General features: G+C 69.8%; 22 protein-coding genes, 5 tRNA genes and 1 pseudogene. 10 read left to right on the top strand and 18 right to left on the bottom strand.

Features of this window, described 5'->3' with window-relative positions; all coding sequences use genetic code 11:
- Positions 1-47: 47 nt before the first annotated feature.
- The 3 genes from ACFY0D_RS27770 to ACFY0D_RS27760 are packed head-to-tail and all read right to left on the bottom strand — an operon-like array spanning position 48 to position 3,004.
- Complete coding sequence (locus tag ACFY0D_RS27770; RefSeq protein WP_390800775.1) at positions 48-1,205, bottom strand: D-alanine--D-alanine ligase family protein; 1,158 nt, start codon at positions 1,203-1,205, stop codon at positions 48-50.
- A gap of 39 nt (positions 1,206-1,244) precedes the next feature.
- The gene (locus ACFY0D_RS27765) at positions 1,245-2,255 is read right to left on the bottom strand and encodes an NAD(P)H-dependent glycerol-3-phosphate dehydrogenase (RefSeq protein ID WP_390800774.1); all 1,011 of its coding nucleotides are present in this window, start codon (positions 2,253-2,255) and stop codon (positions 1,245-1,247) included.
- Entirely contained in the window at positions 2,252-3,004 is a 753-nt protein-coding gene (locus ACFY0D_RS27760; RefSeq protein ID WP_390800773.1) for a lysophospholipid acyltransferase family protein, read from the bottom strand. The genes ACFY0D_RS27765 and ACFY0D_RS27760 overlap by 4 nt, the downstream gene beginning before the upstream one ends.
- A 190-nt stretch (positions 3,005-3,194) precedes the next feature.
- Between ACFY0D_RS27760 and cofC the strand changes: the two are divergent.
- Positions 3,195-3,845, top strand: a pseudogene (gene cofC / locus ACFY0D_RS27755) (2-phospho-L-lactate guanylyltransferase); the annotation flags it as partial.
- Between the two features lie 313 nt (positions 3,846-4,158).
- On the opposite strand, the gene ACFY0D_RS27750 reads toward cofC, so the two are convergent.
- The 4 genes from ACFY0D_RS27750 to leuC form a co-directional block, all read right to left on the bottom strand.
- Positions 4,159-4,839 carry an HU family DNA-binding protein gene (locus ACFY0D_RS27750; RefSeq protein WP_390800772.1) on the bottom strand — a complete coding sequence of 227 codons (681 nt, stop codon included), beginning with the start codon at positions 4,837-4,839 and terminating at the stop codon, positions 4,159-4,161.
- 144 nt (positions 4,840-4,983) lie between these two features.
- Positions 4,984-5,211, bottom strand: a complete 228-nt coding sequence (locus ACFY0D_RS27745; RefSeq protein ID WP_030009267.1) for a hypothetical protein — start codon at positions 5,209-5,211, stop codon at positions 4,984-4,986.
- Positions 5,212-5,348: 137 nt separating this feature from the next.
- On the bottom strand, positions 5,349-5,942 hold the full coding sequence (gene leuD, locus ACFY0D_RS27740; RefSeq protein ID WP_030386442.1) for a 3-isopropylmalate dehydratase small subunit: 594 nt from the start codon (positions 5,940-5,942) through the stop codon (positions 5,349-5,351).
- Between the two features lie 3 nt (positions 5,943-5,945).
- Positions 5,946-7,370, bottom strand: a complete 1,425-nt coding sequence (gene leuC, locus ACFY0D_RS27735; RefSeq protein ID WP_390800771.1) for a 3-isopropylmalate dehydratase large subunit — start codon at positions 7,368-7,370, stop codon at positions 5,946-5,948.
- 184 nt (positions 7,371-7,554) lie between these two features.
- On the opposite strand from leuC, the gene ndgR reads away from it, so the two are divergent.
- Positions 7,555-8,271: an IclR family transcriptional regulator NdgR gene (ndgR, locus tag ACFY0D_RS27730; RefSeq protein ID WP_007266782.1), complete on the top strand. Its 717-nt coding sequence runs from the start codon at positions 7,555-7,557 to the stop codon at positions 8,269-8,271.
- Positions 8,272-8,438: 167 nt separating this feature from the next.
- Here ndgR and ACFY0D_RS27725 read toward each other — a convergent pair.
- The 10 genes from ACFY0D_RS27725 to ACFY0D_RS27680 form a co-directional block, all read right to left on the bottom strand.
- Positions 8,439-8,511, bottom strand: a tRNA-Glu gene (locus tag ACFY0D_RS27725).
- A 23-nt stretch (positions 8,512-8,534) separates the two neighbouring features.
- Positions 8,535-8,606, bottom strand: a tRNA-Gln gene (locus ACFY0D_RS27720).
- Between the two features lie 21 nt (positions 8,607-8,627).
- Positions 8,628-8,700, bottom strand: a tRNA-Glu gene (locus tag ACFY0D_RS27715).
- A 61-nt stretch (positions 8,701-8,761) separates the two neighbouring features.
- Positions 8,762-8,834 (bottom strand) — tRNA-Glu (locus tag ACFY0D_RS27710).
- A gap of 27 nt (positions 8,835-8,861) precedes the next feature.
- Positions 8,862-8,933 (bottom strand) — tRNA-Gln (locus tag ACFY0D_RS27705).
- Between the two features lie 86 nt (positions 8,934-9,019).
- Positions 9,020-9,748, bottom strand: a complete 729-nt coding sequence (locus ACFY0D_RS27700) for an HAD family hydrolase (RefSeq protein WP_390800770.1) — start codon at positions 9,746-9,748, stop codon at positions 9,020-9,022.
- A 10-nt stretch (positions 9,749-9,758) separates the two neighbouring features.
- The gene (locus ACFY0D_RS27695) at positions 9,759-10,430 is read right to left on the bottom strand and encodes a DUF4241 domain-containing protein (RefSeq protein WP_390800769.1); all 672 of its coding nucleotides are present in this window, start codon (positions 10,428-10,430) and stop codon (positions 9,759-9,761) included.
- 129 nt (positions 10,431-10,559) lie between these two features.
- Positions 10,560-12,035: a glutamate--tRNA ligase gene (gene gltX, locus ACFY0D_RS27690; RefSeq protein WP_390800768.1), complete on the bottom strand. Its 1,476-nt coding sequence runs from the start codon at positions 12,033-12,035 to the stop codon at positions 10,560-10,562.
- Positions 12,028-12,816, bottom strand: a complete 789-nt coding sequence (locus ACFY0D_RS27685; RefSeq protein ID WP_030009261.1) for a fumarylacetoacetate hydrolase family protein — start codon at positions 12,814-12,816, stop codon at positions 12,028-12,030. The genes gltX and ACFY0D_RS27685 overlap by 8 nt, the downstream gene beginning before the upstream one ends.
- A 96-nt stretch (positions 12,817-12,912) precedes the next feature.
- Positions 12,913-13,101, bottom strand: coding sequence for a hypothetical protein (locus tag ACFY0D_RS27680; RefSeq protein WP_150259656.1), 189 nt, complete (start codon positions 13,099-13,101; stop codon positions 12,913-12,915).
- 579 nt (positions 13,102-13,680) lie between these two features.
- On the opposite strand from ACFY0D_RS27680, the gene ACFY0D_RS27675 reads away from it, so the two are divergent.
- The 8 genes from ACFY0D_RS27675 (at position 13,681) to ACFY0D_RS27640 (ending at position 23,968) form a co-directional block, all read left to right on the top strand.
- Positions 13,681-17,319, top strand: coding sequence for a nitrate- and nitrite sensing domain-containing protein (locus tag ACFY0D_RS27675; RefSeq protein ID WP_390800767.1), 3,639 nt, complete (start codon positions 13,681-13,683; stop codon positions 17,317-17,319).
- Positions 17,320-17,328: 9 nt separating this feature from the next.
- A complete protein-coding gene (locus ACFY0D_RS27670; protein ID WP_030708442.1) occupies positions 17,329-17,742 on the top strand; it encodes a roadblock/LC7 domain-containing protein in 414 nt (137 codons plus the stop codon).
- 152 nt (positions 17,743-17,894) lie between these two features.
- Positions 17,895-18,287, top strand: coding sequence for a DUF742 domain-containing protein (locus tag ACFY0D_RS27665; protein WP_030014827.1), 393 nt, complete (start codon positions 17,895-17,897; stop codon positions 18,285-18,287).
- Positions 18,268-18,852, top strand: a complete 585-nt coding sequence (locus ACFY0D_RS27660; RefSeq protein WP_266605322.1) for an ATP/GTP-binding protein — start codon at positions 18,268-18,270, stop codon at positions 18,850-18,852. Before ACFY0D_RS27665 ends, ACFY0D_RS27660 begins: the two co-directional genes overlap by 20 nt.
- A gap of 293 nt (positions 18,853-19,145) precedes the next feature.
- Positions 19,146-22,328: a nitrate- and nitrite sensing domain-containing protein gene (locus ACFY0D_RS27655; RefSeq protein ID WP_390800766.1), complete on the top strand. Its 3,183-nt coding sequence runs from the start codon at positions 19,146-19,148 to the stop codon at positions 22,326-22,328.
- A gap of 10 nt (positions 22,329-22,338) precedes the next feature.
- Positions 22,339-22,752 (top strand): roadblock/LC7 domain-containing protein, encoded by a 414-nt coding sequence (locus ACFY0D_RS27650; RefSeq protein ID WP_030037347.1) that lies wholly within the window; start codon positions 22,339-22,341, stop codon positions 22,750-22,752.
- Between the two features lie 93 nt (positions 22,753-22,845).
- The gene (locus ACFY0D_RS27645; RefSeq protein WP_030016788.1) at positions 22,846-23,400 is read left to right on the top strand and encodes a DUF742 domain-containing protein; all 555 of its coding nucleotides are present in this window, start codon (positions 22,846-22,848) and stop codon (positions 23,398-23,400) included.
- Positions 23,381-23,968 carry an ATP/GTP-binding protein gene (locus tag ACFY0D_RS27640; RefSeq protein ID WP_215149809.1) on the top strand — a complete coding sequence of 196 codons (588 nt, stop codon included), beginning with the start codon at positions 23,381-23,383 and terminating at the stop codon, positions 23,966-23,968. The genes ACFY0D_RS27645 and ACFY0D_RS27640 overlap by 20 nt, the downstream gene beginning before the upstream one ends.
- A gap of 166 nt (positions 23,969-24,134) precedes the next feature.
- Here the strand turns inward: ACFY0D_RS27640 and ACFY0D_RS27635 are convergent.
- Positions 24,135-24,326 (bottom strand): acyl-CoA carboxylase subunit epsilon (locus ACFY0D_RS27635; protein WP_390800765.1); only part of this gene is annotated, 192 nt, incomplete at its 5' end.

Raw genomic sequence — 24,326 nt, 5'->3', positions numbered from 1 at the left:
ACCGCCTTCGAAGGCGGTCGGCGGGCGGTCGGCTTTTCGGACGACTGTCAGCGCAGGCCGGTGGAGCGGCGCAGGGCCGCCTGGATGAGGCTGTCCACCAGCTCCGGGTACTCGATGCCCGTCTTCTGCCACATCAGCGGGTACATGGAGATCGGGGTGAAGCCCGGCATCGTGTTGATCTCGTTGATGACGAACTCGCCGTCCTCGGTGAGGAAGAAGTCGGCGCGCACCAGGCCCTCGCAGGAGGCCGCCTCGAAGGCCTCGATCGCGAGCCGCTGCACCTCGGCGGTCTGCTCCGGGGTGAGCGGGGCGGGCACGATCCCGGAGGCGGAGTCGATGTACTTCGCCTCGAAGTCGTAGAAGTCGTGGCTGGACACCGGCGGGATCTCGGCGGGGACGCTCGCGCGCGGCCCGTCCTCGAACTCCAGGACCCCGCACTCGATCTCGCGGCCGCGCAGCAGCGCCTCCACGATGATCTTCGGGTCGTGGCGACGGGCCTCCTTGACCGCGGCGTCCAGGCCGGAGGCGTCGTCGACCTTGGTGATGCCGATGGAGGAGCCGGCCCGGGCGGGCTTGATGAACAGCGGCCAGCCGTGCTCGGCGGCGAAGTCCAGGATCTTGCCCGTGGCCGCCTCCCGGTCGGCCTCCCACTCGCGGGGGCGGATGGTCACGTACGGGCCGACGCGCAGCCCGAAGGACGTGAACACCCGCTTCATGTAGTCCTTGTCCTGGCCGACGGCCGAGGCGAGGACGCCGGAGCCGACGTACGGGATGCCGGAGAGCTCCAGGAGGCCCTGGAGGGTGCCGTCCTCGCCGTACGGGCCGTGCAGGACGGGGAAGACGACGTCGACCTCGCCCAGGGCCTTGGGGACGGCGCCCGGTTCGGTGTAGACGACCTGGCGGCTGGCGGGGTCGACCGAGAGCACGACGGCGCCGTCCTCGGAGTCGGCGAGCTCCTCGACACTCGGGAGCTTGCGGTCGGCGATGGCCATCCGCTCGGGCTCGTCGGCGGTCAGCGCCCATCGGCCGTCCGTGGTGATGCCGATGGGCAGCACCTCGTACTTGGAGCGGTCGATGGAGCGCAGCACGGCGCCCGCCGTGACGACCGAGATGGCGTGTTCCGAGCTGCGGCCGCCGAACACGACGGCCACGCGGGGCTTGCGGCCCTGCTGCTCAGGGGTCTGGGGGAGGTTCTCGCTGCTCATATCGCCACGAGAGTACCCGCTCAAGCGTCCGAAACGGAGTTAGCGACGTTCCGGTTTGGCACTGCGTCCCATGAGGTCCTTGAGCGCGACCAGGGTCGGCTTGCCGTGGTGGACGATGTCCACCACCGTGTCGGTGATGGGCATGTCCACCCCGTGCCGGCGGGCCAGATCCGCCACGGACTGGCAGGACTTGACTCCCTCGGCGGTCTGCTTGGTGACCGCGATGGTCTCTTCCAGGGTCATCCCGCGGCCGAGGTTGGTGCCGAAGGTGTGGTTCCGGGAGAGCGGCGAGGAGCAGGTGGCGACCAGGTCGCCGAGGCCCGCGAGGCCGGAGAAGGTGAGCGGGTCGGCGCCCATCGCCACGCCGAGGCGGGTCGCTTCGGCGAGTCCGCGGGTGATGAGCGAGCCCTTGGTGTTGTCGCCCAGGCCCATGCCGTCCGCGATGCCGACGGCGAGGCCGATGACGTTCTTGACGGCGCCGCCGAGCTCGCAGCCGGTGACGTCGGTGCTCGTGTACGGACGGAAGTACGGGGTGTGGCAGGCGGCCTGGAGGCGCTGGGCCACGCTCTCGTCCACGCAGGCGACGACGGAGGCGGCGGGCTGGCGGGCGGCGATCTCGGCGGCCAGGTTGGGGCCGGTGACCACGGCGATGCGCTGGGCGGGGACCTTGGCCACCTCCTCGATGACCTCGCTCATCCGCTTGGCGGTGCCGAGTTCGATGCCCTTCATCAGGGAGACGAGCACGGTGTCGGGGGCCAGCAGGGGCGCCCACGCGGCGAGGTTCTCGCGCAGGGTCTGGGACGGGACGGCGAGGACGGTGAAGTCGGCGCCGGCCGCGGCCGCGGCCGGGTCGGTGGTGGCCCGGAGGTTCGCGGGGAGTTCGACGCCGGGGAAGTAGTCCGGGTTGGTCCGGCCGGTGTTGATGGCGTCGACCACCTCCTGGCGGCGGCCCCACAGCGTCACCTCGCAGCCGGCGTCGGCGAGGACGATGGCGAAGGCCGTGCCCCAGGAGCCTGTTCCGAAGACGGTCGCCTTCACGGGACGTGTCACTTGTTGCCCTCCCCTGCGGCCTTGCGCCGCTGTTCCGCCCTGGCGTTGCGATGGTCGTACGGCTGCCCGGGCGCGGTCTCGCCGCGCACCTCCTCCAGCAGCGCGGTGATGGCCGCCATGATGACCTCGGTGACCTCCCGGAGGACCTCCGGGGTGGGTTCCCGGTCGTAGAAGGCGGAGAGGTCCACCGGCGGTCCGGCGAGCACCTGGAGGGTCTTGCGCGGGAAGAGCCGGACCTTGTTCTCCTTGGCGTAGGGCGGCATCGCGAGGTTCGCGCCCCACTGGGCCACGGGAATGACGGGGGCCCTCGTGATCAGCGCCACGCGGGCGGCGCCGGTCTTGCCGGCCATCGGCCACATGCCGGGGTCACGGGTGAGGGTGCCCTCCGGGTAAAAGGCCACGCATTCGCCGCGCTCGATGGCGTCCACGGCGGCCCTGAATGCGTCCAGGGCGTTGGTGGACTCCCGGTAGACGGGGATCTGCCCGCTGCCGTGCAGGATCGACCCGACAATAGGGACCTTGAAGAGGGCGGCCTTGGCCAGCAATCGGGGCACCCGGCCGGTGTTGTACTGGAAGTGCGCGTACGAGAGCGGGTCCAGATACGAGTTGTGATTGACGGCGGTGATAAAGCCGCCCTCGGCCGGAATGTGCTCCATTCCCCGCCAGTCCCGCTTGAAGAGCACTACCAGCGGCGGTTTTGCGATGACCGCCGCCAGGCGGTACCAGAAGCCGATTCTGCGGCGGGACACTCGGACACCTTCCTCTAGGACCGGTGCGCGGCTTGGGCACCTCGTCGGCCGGACAAGTGTCACCCCACGCCCGGTCTCTGTCGAGAACACCGTACGCCCCGCTCACCCCGCCGGACTCCCGGGTTGCCCGGGCGGAGGCGACAATGGGCCGACACATGACCCGGCCGTGACCTGACCATGGCCGAAGGATGTGCCGGAGCGCACCGGAGGGAAGGGGTCCGTCACGAACGCCGTCTGGAGTCTGGTGGTCCCGCTGAAGCCTCTGGCGGTGGCGAAGAGCCGTCTCGCGCGGGCCGTGGGCGCCTCGCGTCCGGGCCTTGCCCTGGCCTTCGCCCAGGACACCGTCGCGGGGGCCCTGGCCTGCGCGGCGGTCGCGGATGTGGTGGTCGTCACGGACGACGCCGCGGCCGGTGCGGAACTGGCACGGCTCGGGGCGCGGATCGTCCCGGACGTCCCGGCGGCCGGGCTCAACGCGGCCCTGGACCACGGGGCGCGGGCGGCGCGGTCGGGTCGGCCGCGCGCCGCGGTGGCCGCGCTGAACGCCGACCTGCCGGCGCTCCGGCCCCCGGAATTGCAACGCGTGCTCGAAAACGCTTCGGTATTTCCGCGGGCATTTCTGGCGGATGCGGCCGGAATCGGGACGACCCTGCTTTCCGCCGCTCCGGACGTGGAATTGGCCCCCTCCTTCGGCGGGCCGTCACGGGCCAGACATTCGGCCTCGGGAGCGGTGGAAATCGCCCTGTCGGACGTCGACAGCGTGCGCCGGGACGTGGACACGGCGGCCGATCTGCGCACCGCGCTCACCCTCGGCGTGGGGCGCCACACCGCCCGATACAGTGCCCGTATGCAGGCGACCGCGTACACGTACGACTCCCAGACCCGCAGCGGCAGTGTGCTGCTGGACGACGGCACTCCGGTGCCCTTCGAGGCCCCGGCCTTCGACGCGGGCGGCCTGCGGCTGCTGCGGCCCGGGCAGCGGGTCCGGATCGAGACGGACGGCGCGGGCGCGAGCCTGCGGATCACCCTGGTGACGCTGCAGACGTTCTGACACACGGCCGCCGCGGCCCCGTGCGGGGCTCGCCGGCGCGCCGAACGCACCGCGGGCCGGCTCCCCCACATGGGGAAAGCCGGCCCGGCCTGTGTGACGCGTGCCCCTACTTCTTGCGGGCGGTGGTCTTCTTCGCGGTGGCCTTGCGCGTCGCCGTCTTCTTGGCGGGCGCCTTCGTCGCTGCGGTGACCTTCTTGGCCGCCGGCGCGGTCTTCTTCGCCGCGGCGGTGGTCTTCTTCGCGGCGGCCGTGGTCTTCTTGGCCGCGGCGGTGGTCTTCTTCGCGGCCGCGGTGGCCTTCTTGGCCGTGGCGGTGCTCTTCACCGCCGCCTTCTTGACGGTCGCCGTGGCCTTCTTGGCCACGACCTTCTTTGCGACCGTGGTCTTTGCCGCGGCCTTCTTGGCGGTGGTGGCCTTCTTCGCCGCGGCCTTCTTGACCGTCGCGGAGGCACCACCCGTAAGGCTGCCCTTGGGCGCCTTCTTCACGGAGACCTCGCCGCCCTTGGGGAGCTTCTTGGTGCCGCTGACCAGGTCTTTGAAGCCCTGGCCGGCACGGAAGCGGGGCACAGAGGTCTTCTTGACCCGGACGCGCTCCCCCGTCTGCGGGTTGCGGGCGTAACGGGCCGGACGGTCGACCTTCTCGAACGAGCCGAAGCCCGTGACCGAGACCCGGTCGCCCGCGACGGTAGCGCGGACGATCGCGTCCAGTACCGCGTCGACAGCGTCCGCGGCCTGCTGGCGGCCGCCCAGCTTGTCGGCAATCGCTTCTACGAGCTGCGCCTTGTTCACGTCTTCCCCTTCGGAGACTTCGCCAGAACGAATGTGTTCAAGCTTATTTCGCACGTTAGGCGGATATATACCGCAAATCAAACACGAAACGGGCTAATCACCCTAGTGCCGCAACGCTGTAGGCCGTTACGGAGTTCCTTCGCATCAGTCGCCTTCAGGGAATCGACCCTCGTCGAGGTCCTTCATCAACCTGTCCAGGCGCCTTGCCGCATCGGCGAGATCATGCTTCGCCGCGGCCGTGACGACCAACAGCTTCCGGGACAGCGCCATCCTTACGCCCTCCGGGACTTGCAGTGAGCGCACCCGTGTGTGTGCTTCTTTCAACCGGTCCGCGACGAGTTCGTAGAGCTCGAGTTGACTGTCGCGTTCCATGCACAGATTGTGCCATCTGGGGCGAGTTGTCGCCTCACGGGGCCTCAACAAACGGCTGTGCCCCCCGCCGGAGGGCGGGGGGCACAGTGTTGTCCATGTGATCACCCGAAGGTGAATAAGCGCTGATCAGGCAGGAATCAGGCCTGAATCGTGCGCGGCTTGAAGGTGGGTCGGGCGCTTTCGTACGTGGCGATGTCCGCTTCGTTCTGAAGGGTGAGCGAGATGTCGTCCAGGCCCTCCAGCAGACGCCAGCGGGCGTTGTCGTCGAGTTCGAACTCCGCGACGACGCCTTCCGCTCGCACCTGGCGGTCGACCAGGTCGACCGTGATCTCGGCGGTCGGGTCGGCCTCCGTCAGCTTCCAGAGCTGCTCGACGGTCTCCTGCGGGAGGACGACGGTCAGCAGACCGTTCTTCAGCGAGTTCCCGCGGAAGATGTCGGCGAAGCGGGAGGAGATGACCGTCTTGAAGCCGAAGTTCTGCAGGGCCCAGACGGCGTGTTCGCGCGAGGACCCCGTACCGAAGTCGGGGCCGGCGACCAGGACGGTCGCACCGGCGCGCTCCGGGCGGTTCGTGACGAACTCCGGGTCCTTGCGCCAGGCCTCGAAGAGCCCGTCCTCGAACCCGTCGCGGGTGATCTTCTTCAGCCAGTGGGCCGGGATGATCTGGTCGGTGTCGACGTTGCTGCGGCGCAGCGGGACGGCCCGGCCGGTGTGGGTGGTGAAGGCTTCCATGGTTCAGACTCCGGCGGTCGCGTCGGCGGCGGACAGGTCGGCGGGCGAGGCCAGATGGCCCAGCACCGCGGTGGCGGCGGCCACCTGCGGGGAGACCAGGTGGGTGCGCCCGCCCTTGCCCTGCCGGCCCTCGAAGTTGCGGTTGGAGGTGGACGCGGAGCGTTCACCGGGAGCCAGTTGGTCGGGGTTCATGCCCAGACACATCGAACAGCCCGCGTGCCGCCACTCGGCGCCGGCCTCCTTGAAGACCTTGTCCAGACCCTCTTCCACGGCCTGCAGGGCGACCCGGACCGAGCCCGGGACGACCAGCATCCGTACGCCGTCGGCGACTTTGCGGCCCTCGATGATGCCGGCGACGGCGCGCAGGTCCTCGATGCGGCCGTTGGTGCAGGAACCTACGAAGACGGTGTCGACCTTGATGTCCCGCAGCGGCTGTCCGGCGGTCAACCCCATGTACTCCAGGGCCTTTTCGGCGGCCAGGCGCTCCGAAGCGTCCTCGTACGAAGCCGGGTCGGGGACGTGGGCCGACAGCGGCGCGCCCTGGCCCGGGTTGGTGCCCCAGGTGACGAAGGGGGACAGCGCGGCAGCGTCGATGACGACCTCCGCGTCGAAGACCGCGTCGTCGTCCGTGCGCAGGGTCTTCCAGTACTCGACCGCCGCGTCCCAGTCCTTGTCCGTGGGGGCGTGGTCACGGCCCTGCAGGTAGTCGAAGGTGGTCTGATCAGGGGCGATCATGCCCGCGCGGGCACCGGCCTCGATCGACATGTTGCAGATGGTCATGCGGGCTTCCATCGACAGCTTCTCGATGGCCTCGCCCCGGTACTCCAGGATGTAGCCCTGGCCGCCGCCGGTGCCGATCCTGGCGATGATCGCCAGGATCAGGTCCTTCGCGGTGACGCCCTCGGCCAGCGCGCCGGTGACGGTGATCGCCATCGTCTTCGGGCGGGCCAGCGGCAGCGTCTGGGTGGCCAGCACGTGCTCGACCTGGCTCGTACCGATGCCGAAGGCCAGCGCGCCGAAGGCGCCGTGCGTGGAGGTGTGCGAGTCGCCGCAGACCACGGTGGTGCCGGGCTGAGTCAGACCCAGCTGCGGCCCCACGACGTGGACGACGCCCTGCTCGACGTCACCCAGCGAGTGCAGGCGCACGCCGAACTCGGCGCAGTTCGCCCGCAGCGTCTCCAGCTGGGCGCGGGAGACCGGGTCCGCGATCGGCTTGTCGATGTCGATGGTGGGGGTGTTGTGGTCCTCGGTCGCGATGGTGAGGTCGAGGCGTCGGACCTTGCGGCCGGCCTGACGCAGTCCTTCGAAGGCCTGCGGGCTGGTCACCTCGTGCAGCAGGTGCAGATCGATGAAGAGGAGGTCGGGCTCGCCTTCGGCGCGCCGGACGACATGGTCGTCCCAGACCTTCTCCGCGAGTGTCCTACCCATCGCTTTCCCTCCGGCCGGCCGGTTGTGCCGGCGCTTCATAGAGATCTTGTGCGCCGTGCCGCCCGTACCCCACGTCCCGGACGACGGCTCGGACCCAGTGGTTCGTGGACCCGCACATACAGACTCGCTGGTTCTTGGAAAAATTGAACTTGCGTTTCACAGTGTGAGACGCGAATATCGTTTCATGGACAACTCTAGCGGCGTCGGCGTTCTCGACAAGGCAGCTCTGGTATTGAGCGCACTGGAGTCCGGTCCGGCCACCCTCGCCGGGCTGGTCGCGGCGACAGGGCTCGCACGACCCACGGCACATCGCCTTGCCGTGGCACTGGAACACCACCGGATGGTGGCGAGGGACATGCAGGGCCGGTTCATCCTCGGACCGCGGCTGGCGGAGCTCGCCGCCGCGGCCGGCGAGGACCGCCTGCTGGCCACGGCGGGACCGGTACTCACCCACCTCCGTGACGTGACGGGAGAGAGCGCGCAGCTCTACCGCCGTCAGGGAGACATGCGCATCTGCGTGGCGGCCGCGGAGCGGCTGTCGGGTCTTCGGGACACCGTCCCGGTGGGCTCGACGCTTCCGATGAAGGCCGGTTCGGCCGCGCAGATCCTGATGGCCTGGGAGGAGCCCGAGCGGCTCCACCGCGGTCTTCAGGGCGCACGCTTCACGGCGACGGCGCTCTCGGGCGTCCGGCGTCGCGGCTGGGCGCAGTCGATCGGCGAGCGGGAGCCCGGTGTGGCCTCCGTGTCGGCGCCGGTGCGCGGGCCGTCGAACCGCGTGGTGGCCTCCGTATCGGTCTCCGGACCGATCGAGCGGCTGACCCGCCACCCGGGCCGGATGCACGCGCAGGCCGTCATCGACGCGGCCGCACGGCTCACGGAGGCCCTGCGCCGCTCCGGCTGAGCCCCTTTCGGCCCGCAGGGCCTCTTCCCCCCGCCCATCCCCCGGGTCCGGGGGCGCGTACGACGCCGCACACGTCCTGACACGCGCCTTCGGGCCCGCACTTACCTGCGCGCCGGCACATACGAAAGAGGCCCTCCGCGATGAACGCGGAGGGCCTCTTCGATGCGTACCCCCGACCGGATTCGAACCGGCGCTACCGCCTTGAGAGGGCGGCGTGCTAGGCCGCTACACAACGGGGGCTAGCTGGTGCTGCTGTTACTGCGCTGGGCTACCAGGACTCGAACCTAGAATAAGGGAACCAGAAACCCTCGTGTTGCCAATTACACTATAGCCCAAAATGGTCTAGACCAGACCAGTACCCCCGACCGGATTCGAACCGGCGCTACCGCCTTGAGAGGGCGGCGTGCTAGGCCGCTACACAACGGGGGCCCTAGCGATCCTGCTTCGAGACGTCCGGGTGCGACCCAAGAGATCTCGCGGGAAGGATCTGTACCCCCGACCGGATTCGAACCGGCGCTACCGCCTTGAGAGGGCGGCGTGCTAGGCCGCTACACAACGGGGGCAAAGCACTGCGTTACTGCTGCACTGCGCTGGGGTACCAGGACTCGAACCTAGAATAAGGGAACCAGAAACCCTCGTGTTGCCAATTACACTATACCCCACCAAAAGTCAACCCCCTGCGGGGGCTTTTCTTTGGGTGGCGCCTCCGTCCGGCCTCTCGGCCCGCTCCGGCGGCGCAGAAAGAACATTACCGGATGCCTGACCGTGCTCCAAAACGGGTATCCCGTGCCAGCAGCTGCGGGAGCTGGTCAAGGCCCTCGATGCGGTGCGCGCCGTCGGGCCCGGGGCCGCGACCGCCGTCGCGGTCGATCCAGACGGCCGTCAATCCGGCGTCACGCGCTCCCCGTGCGTCGATCTCCGGCTGGTCCCCCACGTACGCCACATCGCCGGGCGGCAGCCCGAGCGCCTCGCACGCGGCCAGGAAGGCCCCCGCCTCGGGCTTGCTGATCCCGAGTTCGACGGCGCAGACCAGCACCTCGAAGCGGTCGCGCAGCCCGAGGTCGCGCAGCTTCGGGTCCTGGTTGGCGAGGGAGGAGTTGGAGAGCACCCCGTGCCGGTAGTCGGCCGCGAGGGCGTCGAGGGCGGGCACCACGTCGGGGAAGACGGTCCAGCCGGCCTTGTAGTGCTCCACGTACTGGTCGAACCAGGCGTCGGCCTGGTTCGCGGTCATCCCGGGCTCCTCCAGGAACTCCCGCACCCGCTCCTGCCGCTGCCCCTGGAAGGTGCCCTCGCCGGCCGCGAAGCGCGCCCAGTGCCGGTCGGTGATCTCCCGCCACAGCGCGAGCGCCTGCGCGGGGGTCCCGTACCGCTCCGCGAGCCGGACGGCCTCCAGTTGCGCGGCGAGCCCGGCGGCGTCGGCTCCCGTGTAGTCGAAGAGGGTGTCGTCGATGTCCCACAGCACGGCGCGGATCGGCATGGGGCCGAGCCTACGCCGCGGGCACCAGCGCCGTGGGTACGACCAGGAAGTCCGTCACGAAACAGGTGACCCTGCCCTCGGCGTCCCGCCCGATCCAGGTCGGGTAGCAGCCGTCGCCCCATCCGGAGGTGAAGCCGGCGAGGGTGTGACCGTCCTCTCCCTCGGCCAGGAAGACGGCCGGGCCGTCGCCGACCGTCTCCATGGCGGCCCACACCGCCCCCTCCTCGTCCTCGGTGCCGGGGAAGGAGCCGTCGGCGGCGGCGTCGTAGAAGCAGCCGGTGCCGGCGTCCACGCCATAGCCGTAGAACTCGTCCTCGCCGAGGACGGCGGGGTCCTGGCCCTCGTCGACGGCCATCTCCCAGCTCGCGGTCGGGGTGTCACGGATCACCAGACGCGCGGCGGCGACCCGGGTGTGCGGGCGGGGGCCCTGCGGGACGCCGGGGCGCACCAGCGTGGCGATCGCGGCTTCCGCCCGGTACCGGCCCGGTTCCACCACGACACTGAACGGCTCGGCTTCGTCCTGCCCGAGGCAGACGAAGGGGTCGCAGGCGACGACCCGGCCCGTGGGCAGGCTCACGTCGCCGATGACGACCGGGGCGAGCGTCCCCGTCGTGCCGTCCTCGCGGGCGAAGGCGGAGCCCGGGGTGAAGTGCCAGGCGTAGTCGGGCGGGGTCATCGGCACGGGGTCCTCCGGAGTGCGGCAGCGAGCGGTGATCGTTCTCCCGGAGACTAGGGGGTGGCTCCGACAACGCCGCAGGGGGCGGTGACCGGGTATTCCGGGCGCCGCCCCCTGCGGGACGTACATCGAGGGCTACGCGGCGAGCTTCGCCAGCGCCGCGTCGATACGGGCCAGCGAGCGCTCCTTGCCCAGGATCTCCAGGGACTCGAAGAGCGGCAGGCCGACCGTGCGGCCGGTCACGGCCACGCGGACCGGGGCCTGGGCCTTGCCGAGCTTGAGGCCGTGGGCCTCACCCGCGGTCAGGACGGCCTGCTTGAGCGACTCGGGGTCGGCCCAGTCCGCCGACTCCAGGCCCGCGCGCACCGTGGTGAGCAGCGCGGCCGGCTCGCCCTTCATCGCCTTGTCCCACGAGGCCTGGTCCTCCACCGGCTCCTTCAGGAACAGGAAGTCGACGTTGGCGGTGATGTCCGACAGGACGGTCACACGGGTCTGGGCGTGCGGGGCGATCCGCGCCCAGGCCTCGGCGTCGAAGTCCTCGGGGGCCCAGTTGGCGTGCGGGGCCTGCAGCCACGGGGCGCAGGCGTCCGCGAAGGCCTTCGGGTCCAGCAGGCGGATGTGGTCGCCGTTGATCGACTCGGCCTTCTTCAGGTCGAAGCGGGCCGGGTTCGCGTTCACGCCGTCGATGTCGAACTTCGAGACCATCTCCTCGATCGAGAAGACGTCCTGGTCCTTGGAGAAGGACCAGCCGAGGAGCGAGAGGTAGTTCAGCAGGCCCTCGGGGAGGAAGCCGCGCTCGCGGTACAGGTTGAGCGAGGCCTCGGGGTCGCGCTTGGAGAGCTTCTTGTTGCCCTCGCCCATCACGTACGGCAGGTGGCCGAAGGCGGGGGTGCTCTTGGCGACGCCCAGCTCGATCAGCGCCGCGTAGAGGGCGATCTGGCGGGGGGTCGAGGACAGCAGGTCCTCGCCGCGCAGGACGTGCGTGATCTCCATCAGCGCGTCGTCGACCGGGTTGACCAGCGTGTAGAGCGGGGCGCCGTTGGCCCGGACGATGCCGAAGTCGGGCACGTTGTCCGGGGTGAAGGTCAGCTCGCCGCGGACGAGGTCGGTGAAGGTGATCGGCTCGTCGGGCATCCGGAAGCGGACGATCGCCGGGCGGTGCTCGCCCTGGTACGCCTCGACCTGCACGGGGGTGAGCTCGCGGCAGTGACCGTCGTACCCGGAGGGCTTGCCGGCGGCGCGGGCGGCCGCGCGGCGGGCGTCGAGCTCTTCGGTGGAGCAGTAGCAGTGGTACGCGTAGCCGCCGTCGAGCAGCTTCTTCGCGACGTCCGCGTAGATGTCCATGCGCTCGGACTGGCGGTACGGGGCGTGGGGGCCGCCGACCTCGGGGCCCTCGTCCCAGGTGAAGCCGAGCCAGCGCAGCGAGGCGAGCAGCTGGTCGTAGGACTCCTCGGAGTCACGGGCCGCGTCGGTGTCCTCGATGCGGAAGACGAACGTACCGCCGTGGTGGCGGGCGAACGCCCAGTTGAAGAGTGCGGTCCGGACCAGGCCCACGTGGGGGTTGCCGGTCGGGGAGGGACAGAAACGTACGCGGACAGGTCCGTTAACCACGCTTGATCACCTTGTTGGTGAGAGTGCCGATGCCTTCGATGGTGACGGCGACCTCGTCGCCGACGTTGAGGGGGCCGACTCCGGCCGGGGTCCCCGTGAGGATGACGTCGCCGGGCAGCAGCGTCATGGCCTCGGAGATGTGGACGATCAGGTCCTCGATGGAGCGGACCATGTCGCTGGTACGGCCGAGCTGGCGCTGTTCGCCGTTGACCGTGCACTGGATGGTCAGGTCGCTCGGGTCCAGGTCGGTCTCGATCCAGGGGCCGAGGGGGCAGGCACTGTCGAAGCCCTTGGCCCGGGCCCACTGCTTCTCCCGCTGCTGGACGTCGCGCGCGGTGACGTCGTTGGCGCAGGTGTAGCCGAGGATGACGTCCTTGACGCGCTCCTTCGGGACCTCACGGCACATGCGGCCGATGACCACGGCGAGCTCCGCCTCGTGGTGGAGGTCCTGGGAGAAGGAGGGGTACGTGATCGGGTCGCCCGGGCCGACCACCGAAGTGGAGGGCTTGAAGAAGGTGATCGGGGCGTCGGGGACCTCGTTGCCGAGCTCCGCCGCGTGCTCCGCGTAGTTGCGGCCGATGGCCACGACCTTGTTCGGGAGCACGGGCGGCAGCAGTCGGACCTTGCTCATCGGGACCTTCGTGCCCGAGAGCTCGAAGTCCGCGAAGGGGATGCCCTTGATGATGTCGAGAACGAGCGTGGAGTCGTCGCCGGGGGCGCCGTCGCCCTCGACCGCGCCGAACGCGACGTTGCCGTCGATCGAGAACCTGGCGATGCGCACCTGTTGCGTCTGCCCCTCTGTATTTCCGCTGGCTGGAGTCTGCGGACCCCAGGCTAACGCGGCGGGCAGCGGCGCTTCACGTTCCTTGAGGGGTGGCTACTCCGCGGCGGCGGCGACCGGCACGTTCATCAGGACGGTGCGGCGCGGGTTCGCGGTCTGCGTCGGCAGCTCGACGGCGTGCTCCGGGGTGGCCGGTGCCGCCTGCAGTTCCTCGGCGTCCTTGAGGTGCGCGAGGGTCGTGCGGCGGGGGTTGGCTATGTTGCGGAACATCGTCGTCGTCTTCATCGGAGTTCGGGGTCCTCGGTTCGATCTATGGGTGTCGGTTGTCGCATGCACCAACCCTGGCGCCAACCCTTTAAGGGGCAAGGCTAAACATCTGAATCCCCCGGCGAACCAGGAAGTAATGGCCACGGCTATGTGAGTTTGCTCACCCTTGACCCGACATTACCGACATCATGGACAGGCAACTTCACCCCCCGAAACGGACATTGCGCCACTGAATGCGCCATTCCGCTCCTGATCATCTCGACTGGGACACCTTGACAGCCCCGTTGTTTGGATGGAGTAAGTCCGGTTTCTACCGAATGCGGTCGCACATCGTGTAGCCCGTCTGTCACAAGCCGTAACCGACTCTCCGGGCCGACACTCGCACCTTGTTGGAGATCCTCCACTGTGCTGGAATTCGCGGGACCGCCGCGGGAATCAGCCGGCGCGCAGGTGGCGCGACACCGCGCCGAGCGCGGTGGCAAAGAGAGGAAGACGCGCCGGTCACCGACGACCACCATGGGGCGGCAAGTGCCCCACGACTCGACACCGTCCCACCGGTCACCCGGCGGGACGCCTGGTCCAGAGGTTGCGACGCTAGTGCAGGGACGATTCAAGAGGGATGGCAGCGCTGCGGCGGAGCAGGAGCCGCGCGGCGGGACCGACCGTGGCTCCTCGCCCCAGCACGCCCAGAACCGCGGGCCGGCTGTCGAAGGCGCAGGCCCCGACACCTCCGCCGCGGTGAAGGCGAAGGGCCGTGGGAAGTCCGTGAAGGCCAGGGTCAAGGCGAAAGCCGGATCCCCCGTGCCTGCCGGACCGGCTGAGCAGGACGAGGCGATACCGAAGGCCCCGAACGGGCCCGGTTCTCGTCTCGCCATGCAGAACTGGCGCATCAGCACGCGACTGGTGTCGCTGCTGACCCTGCCGGTCGTCGCCGCCACCACGCTCGGTGGTTTCCGCATCAACGACTCGCTCAACGACATCGCGCAGCTGGAGCACATGCAGCTGCTGACGACGATGACGCGACAGGCCACCAACCTGGCCGCCATGCTCCAGGAGGAGCGCGACCTCTCCGCAGGTCCGCTCTCCCTCTCCAGGGGCAAGACGACCAGCAGTGTCGACGTCGTCCGTCAGCAGACGGACACCGCTGCCAAGGCCTTCGCCGCCGCGACCGACAAGGTCGACAGCACGGGCGCGAAGGACGACACGCTCAGGTCGATCCGTAACAACGTCCTGCAGATCGGCCGTCAGCTCACCAACATCGAGACGATCCGCACCCGGGCGTACGTCAACGGCGCCCAGCAGACCGTCAGTGAGTACAACGCGGTCATCGTCTCGCTGCTCTCGCTCTCCCAGGACATGGCGCAGGCCACCTCCAACCCGGAGATGATCAAGCGTACCCGTGCCCTGGCCGCGTTCTCCGCCGCCAAGGAGTACGCCTCCATCCAGCGCGCGATCATCGCCGCCTCGCTCCCCGACACCAACGAGCGCCAGGGTGAGCTGAAGGAGAACGACCGGCTCTACGCCCTCTCCGCCCAGAAGGGCGAGCAGCAGGCGAAGACGACCTTCGGACTCGTCTACCAGGGCCGGACCGAGGAGCTCCTCGCGGGTCTGGGTGACAGCAACTCCGAGATCTCCACCGCCGACGGCTACTCCCGCCGCGTCCTGGCCAGCCAGGACGCGTTCCTCCGGGAGAAGAACCGCTCCTGGCTCGACTGGTACGACGCCGACGGCACCAAGCTCCAGGCCATGAAGGTCATCGAGCTGACCCTGCTTGAGGAGATGGAGCAGAAGGCCCGTGAGCTGAAGAACGAGGCCCAGCAGGACGCCATCATCAACGGTGCCCTGATCCTCCTCGTCCTCGGTGTCTCCCTCGTCGGCGCCTTCGTCATGGCCCGCTCGATGATCCGCTCGCTGCGCCGCCTGCAGGACACCGCGACGCGCGTCGCGCAGGACCGGCTGCCCGAGCTCGTCAAGCAGCTCTCCGAGTCCGACCCGCAGGACGTGGACACGTCCGTGGAGTCGGTCGGTGTGCACACCCGCGACGAGATCGGCCAGGTGGCCGCGGCATTCGACGACGTGCACCGCGAGGCCGTCCGGCTCGCCGCCGAGCAGGCCCTCCTGCGAGGCAACGTCAACGCGATGTTCACCAACCTCTCGCGCCGCTCGCAGGGCCTCATCCAGCGTCAGCTCTCGCTCATCTCCGAACTGGAGTCGCGCGAGGCCGACCCGGACCAGCTGTCCTCGCTCTTCAAGCTCGACCACCTCGCGACCCGCATGCGCCGTAACGGCGAAAACCTCCTCGTCCTCGCGGGCGAGGAGCCGGGCCGCCGGTGGACCCGCCCCGTCCCGCTGGTCGACGTGCTCCGTGCCGCCGCCTCCGAGGTGGAGCAGTACGAGCGTGTCGAGCTGGCCTCGGTGCCCGGCACCGATGTCGCCGGCCGCGTGGTCAACGACCTCGTGCACGTCCTCGCCGAGCTGCTGGAGAACGCCACCTCGTTCTCCTCCCCGCAGACCAAGGTCAAGGTCACCGGTCACGCACTGCCCGACGGCCGCGTGCTCGTCGAGATCCACGACACCGGTATCGGCCTCTCCCCCGAGGACCTCGCCGCGATCAACGAGCGACTCGCGTCGCCGCCGACCGTGGACGTCTCCGTCTCCCGCCGCATGGGCCTGTTCGTGGTCGGCCGCCTGTCCCTGCGACACGGCATCCGGATCCAGCTGCGCCCCTCCGACTCGGGTGGTACGACGGCCCTCGTCATGCTGCCGGTGGACGTCGCCCAGGGCGGCAAGAAGCCGGCTCCGATGCCGGGCCAGGGTGGTCAGGGCGGCCCCGGCGGCGCTCCGGGTGCTCCCGGTGCGCAGGGTGCCGTGGGCGGTCCGGCCGCACGTCCGTCCGTGGGCTCGGGCCCGCAGCGCGGTCAGGTCGCCGGTGGCGGCCAGCGCGCCGCTCTGCCGGGCCGCGACGGCGCCGGCCAGCGTCCCCAGGGCCCGCAGGGTGGTCGCCCGCAGCAGGGTGGTCCCGGTGGCCGTCCGCAGCAGGGTCCGACCACCGCGGGTCAGGGCCAGGGTGCCTTCGGTTCCGGTGCGCCGCTGCCGGCCCGCGGTCCGGTCGCCAGTGCCGGATTCGGCGGTGGCCCGCAGGCCCGTCCGGCGTCCGGTCCGACCGGATACCCGCAGGGCAACGGCTTCGAGCGACCCCAGCAACCTCAGCAGCCTCAGCAGCCTCAGCAACAGCAGCAGCAGTCCCAGCAGCCGGCCCCGCCCGCGCCGCCGGCTCCGAACGGACCCCGGCCGCAGCTGCCGCCGCGCGGTGGCGCTCCTCGTGCGGAGCTCCCCGGCCCGCAGACCACCAGCTGGGGCAGCGACCAGGCGCGCGGCCACGACGAGCTGTCGGGCCCCGGCTCGACGGCCGAGTTCGCCCGCCCGGACTTCAACGCCCCGATGCCCCAGGCGGACGGCGGCAACAGCACGACCGGACAGTTCGAGCGTCCGGACGTGCGGGGCCCCATGAACCCGTCCACCACCGGACAGTTCGAGCGCCCGGGCTACCAGCCCCAGCGTCCCGGCGGCCCCGGTGTCGGCGGCTACGCCCCGCAGCAGCCCCAGGCTCAGGCTCCGCAGGCCGGCAACGGGTACGCACCCGCACCGCCCGCGCGCCCCGAGACCCCGCGGCTGCCGCAGGCCCACCGGCCTGAGGCACTGCCCCCGGCCCAGAGCTCCGGCGACGCCCGCAGCCCGATCTTCGACACCCTGGAGTCGAACTGGTTCCGCGAGGAGGGGCAGCAGCCCCCCGCGCAGGGACCGGGCACGGCGATCCCCCAGCAGGGCCAGCAGTCCGCTCCGGCGGCTCCGCAGCAGCAGCCGCTGCCGCAGCGCGGCCAGGAGCAGGCGGCCGAGTCCGCCGTCACGGCGACCGGCGCCACGCCGACCGTCAGCTGGCGGTCCTCGCCGAACGACGAGCTGATGCGGCAGGCCGAACGCGTGCGTCAGCCCGCCGCAGGCGGCATCACGACCTCGGGGCTGCCCCGCCGGGTCCCGCGGGCGAACCTCGTGGCCGGCACCGCGCAGCAGCAGACCGAGGCGCAGGCGGGTCCCCAGGTCTCGCGGGCGCCGGACGACGTCCGCGGCCGTCTGACCAACCTCCGACGCGGTATCCAGCAGGGCCGTCAGGCCGGCAACAACGGACCGGCGACCGGCAGTTACCACATCGACCCCACTTACCAGCAGGAGCGTTAGTTGAGTTCGATGAGCCAGGCGGCACAGAACCTGAACTGGTTGATCACCAACTTCGTGGACAACACCCCCGGGGTGTCCCACACGGTGGTGGTCTCCGCCGACGGACTCCTTCTGGCGATGTCCGAAGGATTCCCCCGCGACCGCGCCGATCAGCTGGCGGCCGTGGCCTCCGGACTGACCTCGCTGACCGCCGGTGCCTCCCGTATCTTCGAGGGCGGCGCCGTCAACCAGACCGTGGTCGAGATGGACCGGGGTTTCCTCTTCCTCATGTCCGTCTCGGACGGATCCTCGCTGGCCGTACTGGCGCACCCCGAGTGCGACATCGGCCTCGTGGGCTACGAGATGGCTCTTCTGGTGGATCGCGCGGGCAGTGTCCTGACCCCGGACCTGCGCGCCGAACTCCAGGGAAGTCTGCTCGGCTGACTTCCCACTCTCCCGGCCGGACGGTACTACCGGCCGGGAGATCGGGGCCCCGCCCCGGAATCCAGTACGCCCGCCAGGCCGTCATCCCGTTCCCCCCACCGGCCGCCCCGTAAGACGGCACGCTGACCACTGCTGTCCAGCCCGGAGGATCAATGACCCCGCCCCCCGCCTACTCCGATTCGTACGGAGACTCGTACTCGGAAGGCGATCAGCCGCTGGTGCGTCCGTACGCGATGACCGGCGGCCGGACCCGGCCCCGCTACCAGCTCGCCATCGAGGCGCTGGTCAGCACCACCGCCGATCCGATGCACCTGTCCGGCCTGCTCCCGGAGCACCAGCGCATCTGCACGCTGTGCCGCGAGGTCAAGTCGGTCGCCGAGGTCTCCGCACTGCTGTCGATGCCGCTCGGTGTCGCCCGGATCCTCGTCGCCGACCTGGCGGAGGCCGGAATGGTGGCCATCCACCAGCCGGGCAATGGAGAGGCCGGCGGCACGCCGGATGTAACGCTGCTCGAAAGGGTGCTCAGTGGCCTTCGGAACATCTAGCGGAGCGGCTCCAGCTCGCTCCACCACCTCCGCGAAGATCGTGGTGGCGGGCGGCTTCGGCGTGGGCAAGACCACGTTCGTCGGAGCCGTCTCCGAGATCAACCCGCTGCGCACCGAAGCCGTGATGACCAGCGCCTCGGCCGGGATCGACGACCTCACCCACACCGGTGACAAGACGACCACCACCGTCGCCATGGACTTCGGCCGCATCACGCTCGACCAGGACCTGATCCTGTACCTCTTCGGTACCCCGGGCCAGGACCGCTTCTGGTTCATGTGGGACGACCTGGTCCGCGGCGCCATCGGCGCGATCGTGCTCGTCGACACGCGCCGGCTCGCCGACTGCTTCCCCGCCGTCGACTACTTCGAGAACAGCGGCCTGCCGTTCGTCGTGGCCCTCAACGGCTTCGAGGGGCACCAGCCCTACACGCCGGAGGAAGTCCGCGAGGCCCTGCAGATCGGCCCCGGTGCTCCGATCATCACCACCGACGCCCGCCACCGCGCGGACGCCAAGAGCGCGCTCATCACGCTCGTCGAGCACGCCCTCATGGCGCGGCTCAAGTAACACGGTTTCAGTTGTGGTGCGGGAGGGGCGGGCTGTGTCTTACGACACGGCCCGCCCCTGTCGTTCATAACGTTTCGACAGTGAATTGCAGCCATTTGGCAACGGGGTGCGGTCGTCTGGTGCCACTGCGCGCACAACTGCCCCCATTTTTGCCGCAGGACGCTCTTTATATCCGATTTATGTAGGGCATAAGCTTCTGGGTACGGCCGGATTCAACTGTTTGGAACACGGCCGTTAACCGTGCTGGAATTCAACGAACTAGCTAGTAGCACCGCCGAGAGGTTGTTGGTCGAGTGAGGCGAAGCATCGCAAGCCCCGCGGATGAACCCGCGCGCGGCAACTTCACCCCGCCGCCGCGAGCGGCCGCGTCGCCCGTCGACGTGCCCGTGGACCCGCCCGCGAGCAGCGGGAGCAGCAGCAGGTTCTCGCCCCGCAACTGGCGTGTGCCGACCCGTCTGAACGCCATCCTGCTCGTGCCGGCCCTCGTGGGTCTGGTCATGGGCGGCTTCCAGGTGAAGGGCTCCATCGACACCTGGAACGAGGCCAAGGACGCCGAGAACATAGCCATGGTCGTCCAGGCGGCCTCGGGCTACAGCCAGGCACTGCTCAACGAGCGTGACCTGACCGCCGAGCCCCTCCTGAACGGCCAGACGAAGGACCCGAAGGTCCTCAAGGCCTACGCGGACACCGCAGCGGCCAAGGAGAAGTTCGACAAGGCCGTCAAGGACATGCCGAAGAACCTCGGCCTGGAGCGGCGCCTGGACCTCTTCCGCGCGGAGGAGCCCAAGCTCGAGGCCGTACGCGAGAAGGCGTACGTGGCGGCCTTGGAAAGCCCCAAGAAGAATCTGCCCACCACGGCCGGCCCCATCCCGACCGAAGAGGGCTATGTGCTGGTCCAGCACTACCTCATGCAGTTCGCGAACGAGCTCGGTCTCGGCACCGGCAACGTGACCTCGTACGGCCGCATGGTCTACGCGATCCAGCTGGCCAAGGCGGCGAACTCGCTGCAGCGCGCCGTCGGTACGCACCTGCTGGTGCGCCCGAGCACCGACGAGAACACCCGCAAGGCTCAGCTCGTCGCCTTCTCCTCCTACGCCTACCTCGAAGAAATCGCCATCGGCGAGTACGTCGCGGCGGGTACCGAGGACGACGTGAACCGCCTCAAGGCGGTCATGGCCAAGAAGTCCGAGGACGGCAAGGCCAAGATCGCCGACGCGAAGCACCAGGCCGAGCAGGCCGGTGTCCGCTTCACACCCCCGCCGACGATCAACGACTCCGCGCTCGCCGGCATGACCGACGCGATCGCCAACAGCGAGAGCAAGAAGAAGCTCTCCGAGACCGGGGCGACCCCCGCGTTCTGGCAGGCCGCCGCCACCGCGAAGTTCGACGGTTACGACGAGGTCGAGAAGGAACTCCTCGACAAGGCCGTCAAGGACGCCGTCGCGGTCTCCGACGACGCCCGCACCGACGCCATCGTCAACGGCGCCATCGTGGTCGTGGCCCTGCTCGCCGCCTTCATCCTCGCCGGCATGATGGCCCGCCAGATGGGCCGCGCGATGGCCCGCCTGCGCAGCGCCGCCTTCGACATCGCCGAGCAGCGCCTGCCGATGCTCGTCGACCAGCTCTCGCGCACCGATCCCGGCAAGGTGGACACCCGTGTCCACCCGATCCCCATCGACTCCCAGGACGAGATCGGCGAGGTCGCCCGCGCCTTCGACCAGGTCCACCGGGAAGCGGTACGGCTCGCGGCCGAGCAGGCGCTCCTGCGAGGGAACGTCAACGCGATCTTCACGAACCTCTCCATGCGCAACCAGTCGCTGATCGAGGGCCAGCTGACCCTCATCACCGACCTGGAGAACAACGAGGCCGACCCGGACCAGCTGGAGAACCTCTTCCGCCTGGACCACCTGGCCACCCGTATGCGCCGCAACGGCGAGAACCTCCTCATCCTCGCGGGCGAGGAGCCGGGCCGCCGCTGGGACCAGCCGGTCCCGCTCGTCGACGTGCTGCGCGCCGCCTCCTCCGAGGTGGAGCAGTACGAGCGCATCGAGCTCTCCGGCGTCTCGGAGGCCGAGATCCACGGCCAGGCCGTGACCGACCTCGTGCACCTGCTCGCCGAGCTCCTGGAGAACGCCACCACGTTCTCCTCCCCGCAGACCAAGGTCCGCGTGAACGCCACGCGTCTGCCCGACGGCCGCGTGATGGTCGAGATCCACGACAAGGGCATCGGCCTCACCGCCGAGGACTTCGCGGACATCAACCACAAGCTGGCCAACCCGCCGACCGTGGACGCCGCGATCTCGCAGCGCATGGGTCTGTTCGTGGTCGGCCGGCTGGCGGACCGCCACAGCATCCGCGTCCAGCTGCGCCCCTCGGGCGAGGCTGCCGGTACCACCTCGCTGGTCATGCTCCCCGACGCCATCACCCACGGTGGCGGTGGCGAGGGCATCCCTGACGACGACTTCACGGTCTCGCAGATCATCCCGGAGCAGCAGGCCCAGCAGGCCGCCCCGCTGCGCACCGCCGCCGAGCTCGGCTTCGACGACTCGCGGTACGACCAGCAGGGCCCCGACGGCCTCACCGCCGACCCGGTCGGCCGGTCCCTGGGACAGCAGGAGCGCCGGGCCGCGCTGGCGGCCCAGGTGGGTTACCCGCAGGAACAGCAGCAGTACTCCGCCCAGGAGTATCCGGAACCTCAGCCGGAGCACGGGTACCAGGAGTACCAGGGCTACGAGCAGCAGTCCGAGCAGGCCTACGACACCTCCTACGAGGCCCAGCAGGCACAGCAGGGCTACGAGGCGTACCCGCAGCAGGACTACGGCTATACGGAAGACGGTTACGCGGACCAGCAGCCGGCCACCCAGGGCTACGACAATGGTTTCGAAGCCGGGTCGGGGCAGGCCGAATGGCCCGAACAGAACACGTATCCGGCTGCCTACCAGCAGGATTACGGGACTGAATCGGAATCCCAGGCCGTCCCCGAACCGGCTCCGGAACGCGTAGGCTTCGACCGTCCGGGTGCCGCTGCCGACACCGGTCACGCGATGACCGGAGCGGGCCTGCCGCGACGCGGCAGCCAGCAGCAGTGGCCGCCCGGGAAGCAGGAAGCGGAGTCCACCGGATCCCTCTTCGAACAGCGGTCGCCGCGTCAGCAGCAGCCCGCCGAAACGGAGCGGGCGCCGGAGGGAACTGAAGGCACCGCCGCCTGGCGTTCGCGCAACGACGAACGCTGGCAGCAGGCCGGAAAGCTCCGTGAGCCGAAGGCGGGCGGGGTCACCCCGTCCGGTCTCCCTCGGCGCGTGCCCAAGGCCAACCTGGTCGAGGGCGCAGCGGAGACGACCCCGCAGGGCGGCCCCCAGGTCTCCCGCGCTCCGGAGGACGTCCGCGGCAGGTTGAGCAACCTGCGGCGCGGTGTCCAGCAGGGACGCAGCGCGGGTTCTGAGCAGTCAAGTAACAGCTATGACCAGGAGCGTTAGTGTGAGCCCGATGAGCCAGGCGGCACAGAACCTGAACTGGTTGATCACCAATTTCGTGGACAACACCCCCGGGGTGTCCCACACGGTGGTGGTCTCCGCCGACGGCCTTCTTCTGGCGATGTCCGACGGGTTTCCGCGCGACCGCGCCGATCAGCTGGCGGCCGTGGCCTCCGGACTGACCTCGCTGACCGCCGGTGCCTCTCGCATCTTCGAGGGCGGCGCCGTCAACCAGACCGTGGTCGAGATGGACCGGGGATTCCTTTTCCTCATGTCCGTCTCGGACGGTTCGTCCCTCGCGGTGCTCGCGCACCCGGAGTGCGACATCGGCCTCGTGGGCTACGAGATGGCCCTTCTGGTGGATCGCGCGGGCAGTGTCCTCACCCCGGATCTGCGCGCCGAGCTGCAAGGAAGTCTTCTCAACTAGCAGACAGGCAGTGCGTTTCGCGCCATCGCACCATAGGGTGCGGTGGCGCGGTTCCACAGGGAGTACTGCGTACTTGGAGTCGGAGGAGGAAACGTGACAACACCCGGAGGACATCCTTATGGCGGCGCGCAGCAGCCGCAGGGTGGGCACGACCAGAACCGCTTCAACTTTCCCTCCGCACCGAGCCGGCCCGTGCCGGAGCAGAACCCCTACCAGCAGCAGCCGTACGGACAGCCCCAGCAGCCCCAGTACCAGATGCCTCAGCAGCAGCCTCCGCGCGCCGCGCGGCAGCCGGCGCCGAAGGCCCACAACCCGCTGGTGCGCCCGTACGCGATGACCGGCGGCCGTACTCGGCCGCGCTACCAGCTCGCCATCGAGGCGCTGGTCAGTACCACGGCGGATCCCGCGCGTCTGCAAGGGCAGTTGCCCGAGCACCAGCGCATCTGCCGCCTGTGCCAGGAGATCAAATCCGTCGCGGAGATCTCGGCACTTCTCTCCATTCCTCTTGGTGTCGCCCGCATCCTCGTCGCCGACCTGGCGGAGGCGGGCCTTGTCGCCATTCACCAGCCCGGCGGCGACGAGTCTGCCGGTGGCCAGCCAGATGTGACACTGCTCGAAAGGGTGCTCAGTGGACTTCGCAAGCTCTAACGGCGGAGCGGCTCCTGCTCGCTCCACCACCTCCGCGAAGATCGTGGTGGCGGGCGGCTTCGGCGTGGGCAAGACCACGTTCGTCGGCGCGGTCTCCGAGATCAACCCGCTGCGCACCGAAGCCGTGATGACCAGCGCCTCGGCCGGGATCGACGACCTCACCCACACCGGTGACAAGACGACCACCACCGTCGCCATGGACTTCGGCCGCATCACGCTCGACCAGGACCTGATCCTGTACCTCTTCGGTACCCCGGGCCAGGACCGCTTCTGGTTCATGTGGGACGACCTGGTCCGCGGCGCCATCGGCGCCGTCGTGCTCGTCGACACGCGCCGCCTCGCCGACTGCTTCCCCGCCGTCGACTACTTCGAGAACAGCGGCCTGCCGTTCGTCGTGGCCCTCAACGGCTTCGACGGGAACCAGGCCTACACGCCGGAGGAAGTCCGCGAGGCCCTGCAGATCGGCCCGGACGCCCCGATCATCACCACCGACGCCCGCCACCGCGCGGACGCCAAGAGCGCGCTCATCACGCTCGTCGAGCACGCTCTCATGGCGCGCCTGCGGTAGCAGCCCTGCCGTACCCGACAGGCCCCCGTGTCACACGACGCGGGGGCCTTCGCCATGGGGCGGTTCCTGCGTCTCCCCAGGGCCCCGCACGCGTACGGCGCCCCTGGACGGGTACGCGGAAGGCCCCGCACCCTGGACGGGTGCGGGGCCTTCCGGGCTCGGGAACTCAGCCCTGCCAGCTGTGCGGGGCGCGGAAGCCGGGCGTGCGCTCCAGGCGGCGCCAGCCGGCCTGGCCGGGCACGCGCACCGGGCTCTCCTCGGGCGTGGAGGCGGCGCGGGCGAGGAGGATGGCGGTGATGGCGGCGAGTTCCTCGGGCCGGGCGTTGCCCTTTTCGACCTTCAGGAGGGTGTCGGCGGT

The sequence above is a fragment of the Streptomyces sp. NPDC001502 genome (assembly GCF_042894785.1).
Taxonomy (GTDB): domain Bacteria; phylum Actinomycetota; class Actinomycetes; order Streptomycetales; family Streptomycetaceae; genus Streptomyces; species Streptomyces kutzneri.
The sequence above is the reverse complement of the archived record's forward strand: the minus strand, read 5'-3'. Positions and strand labels throughout refer to the sequence as shown.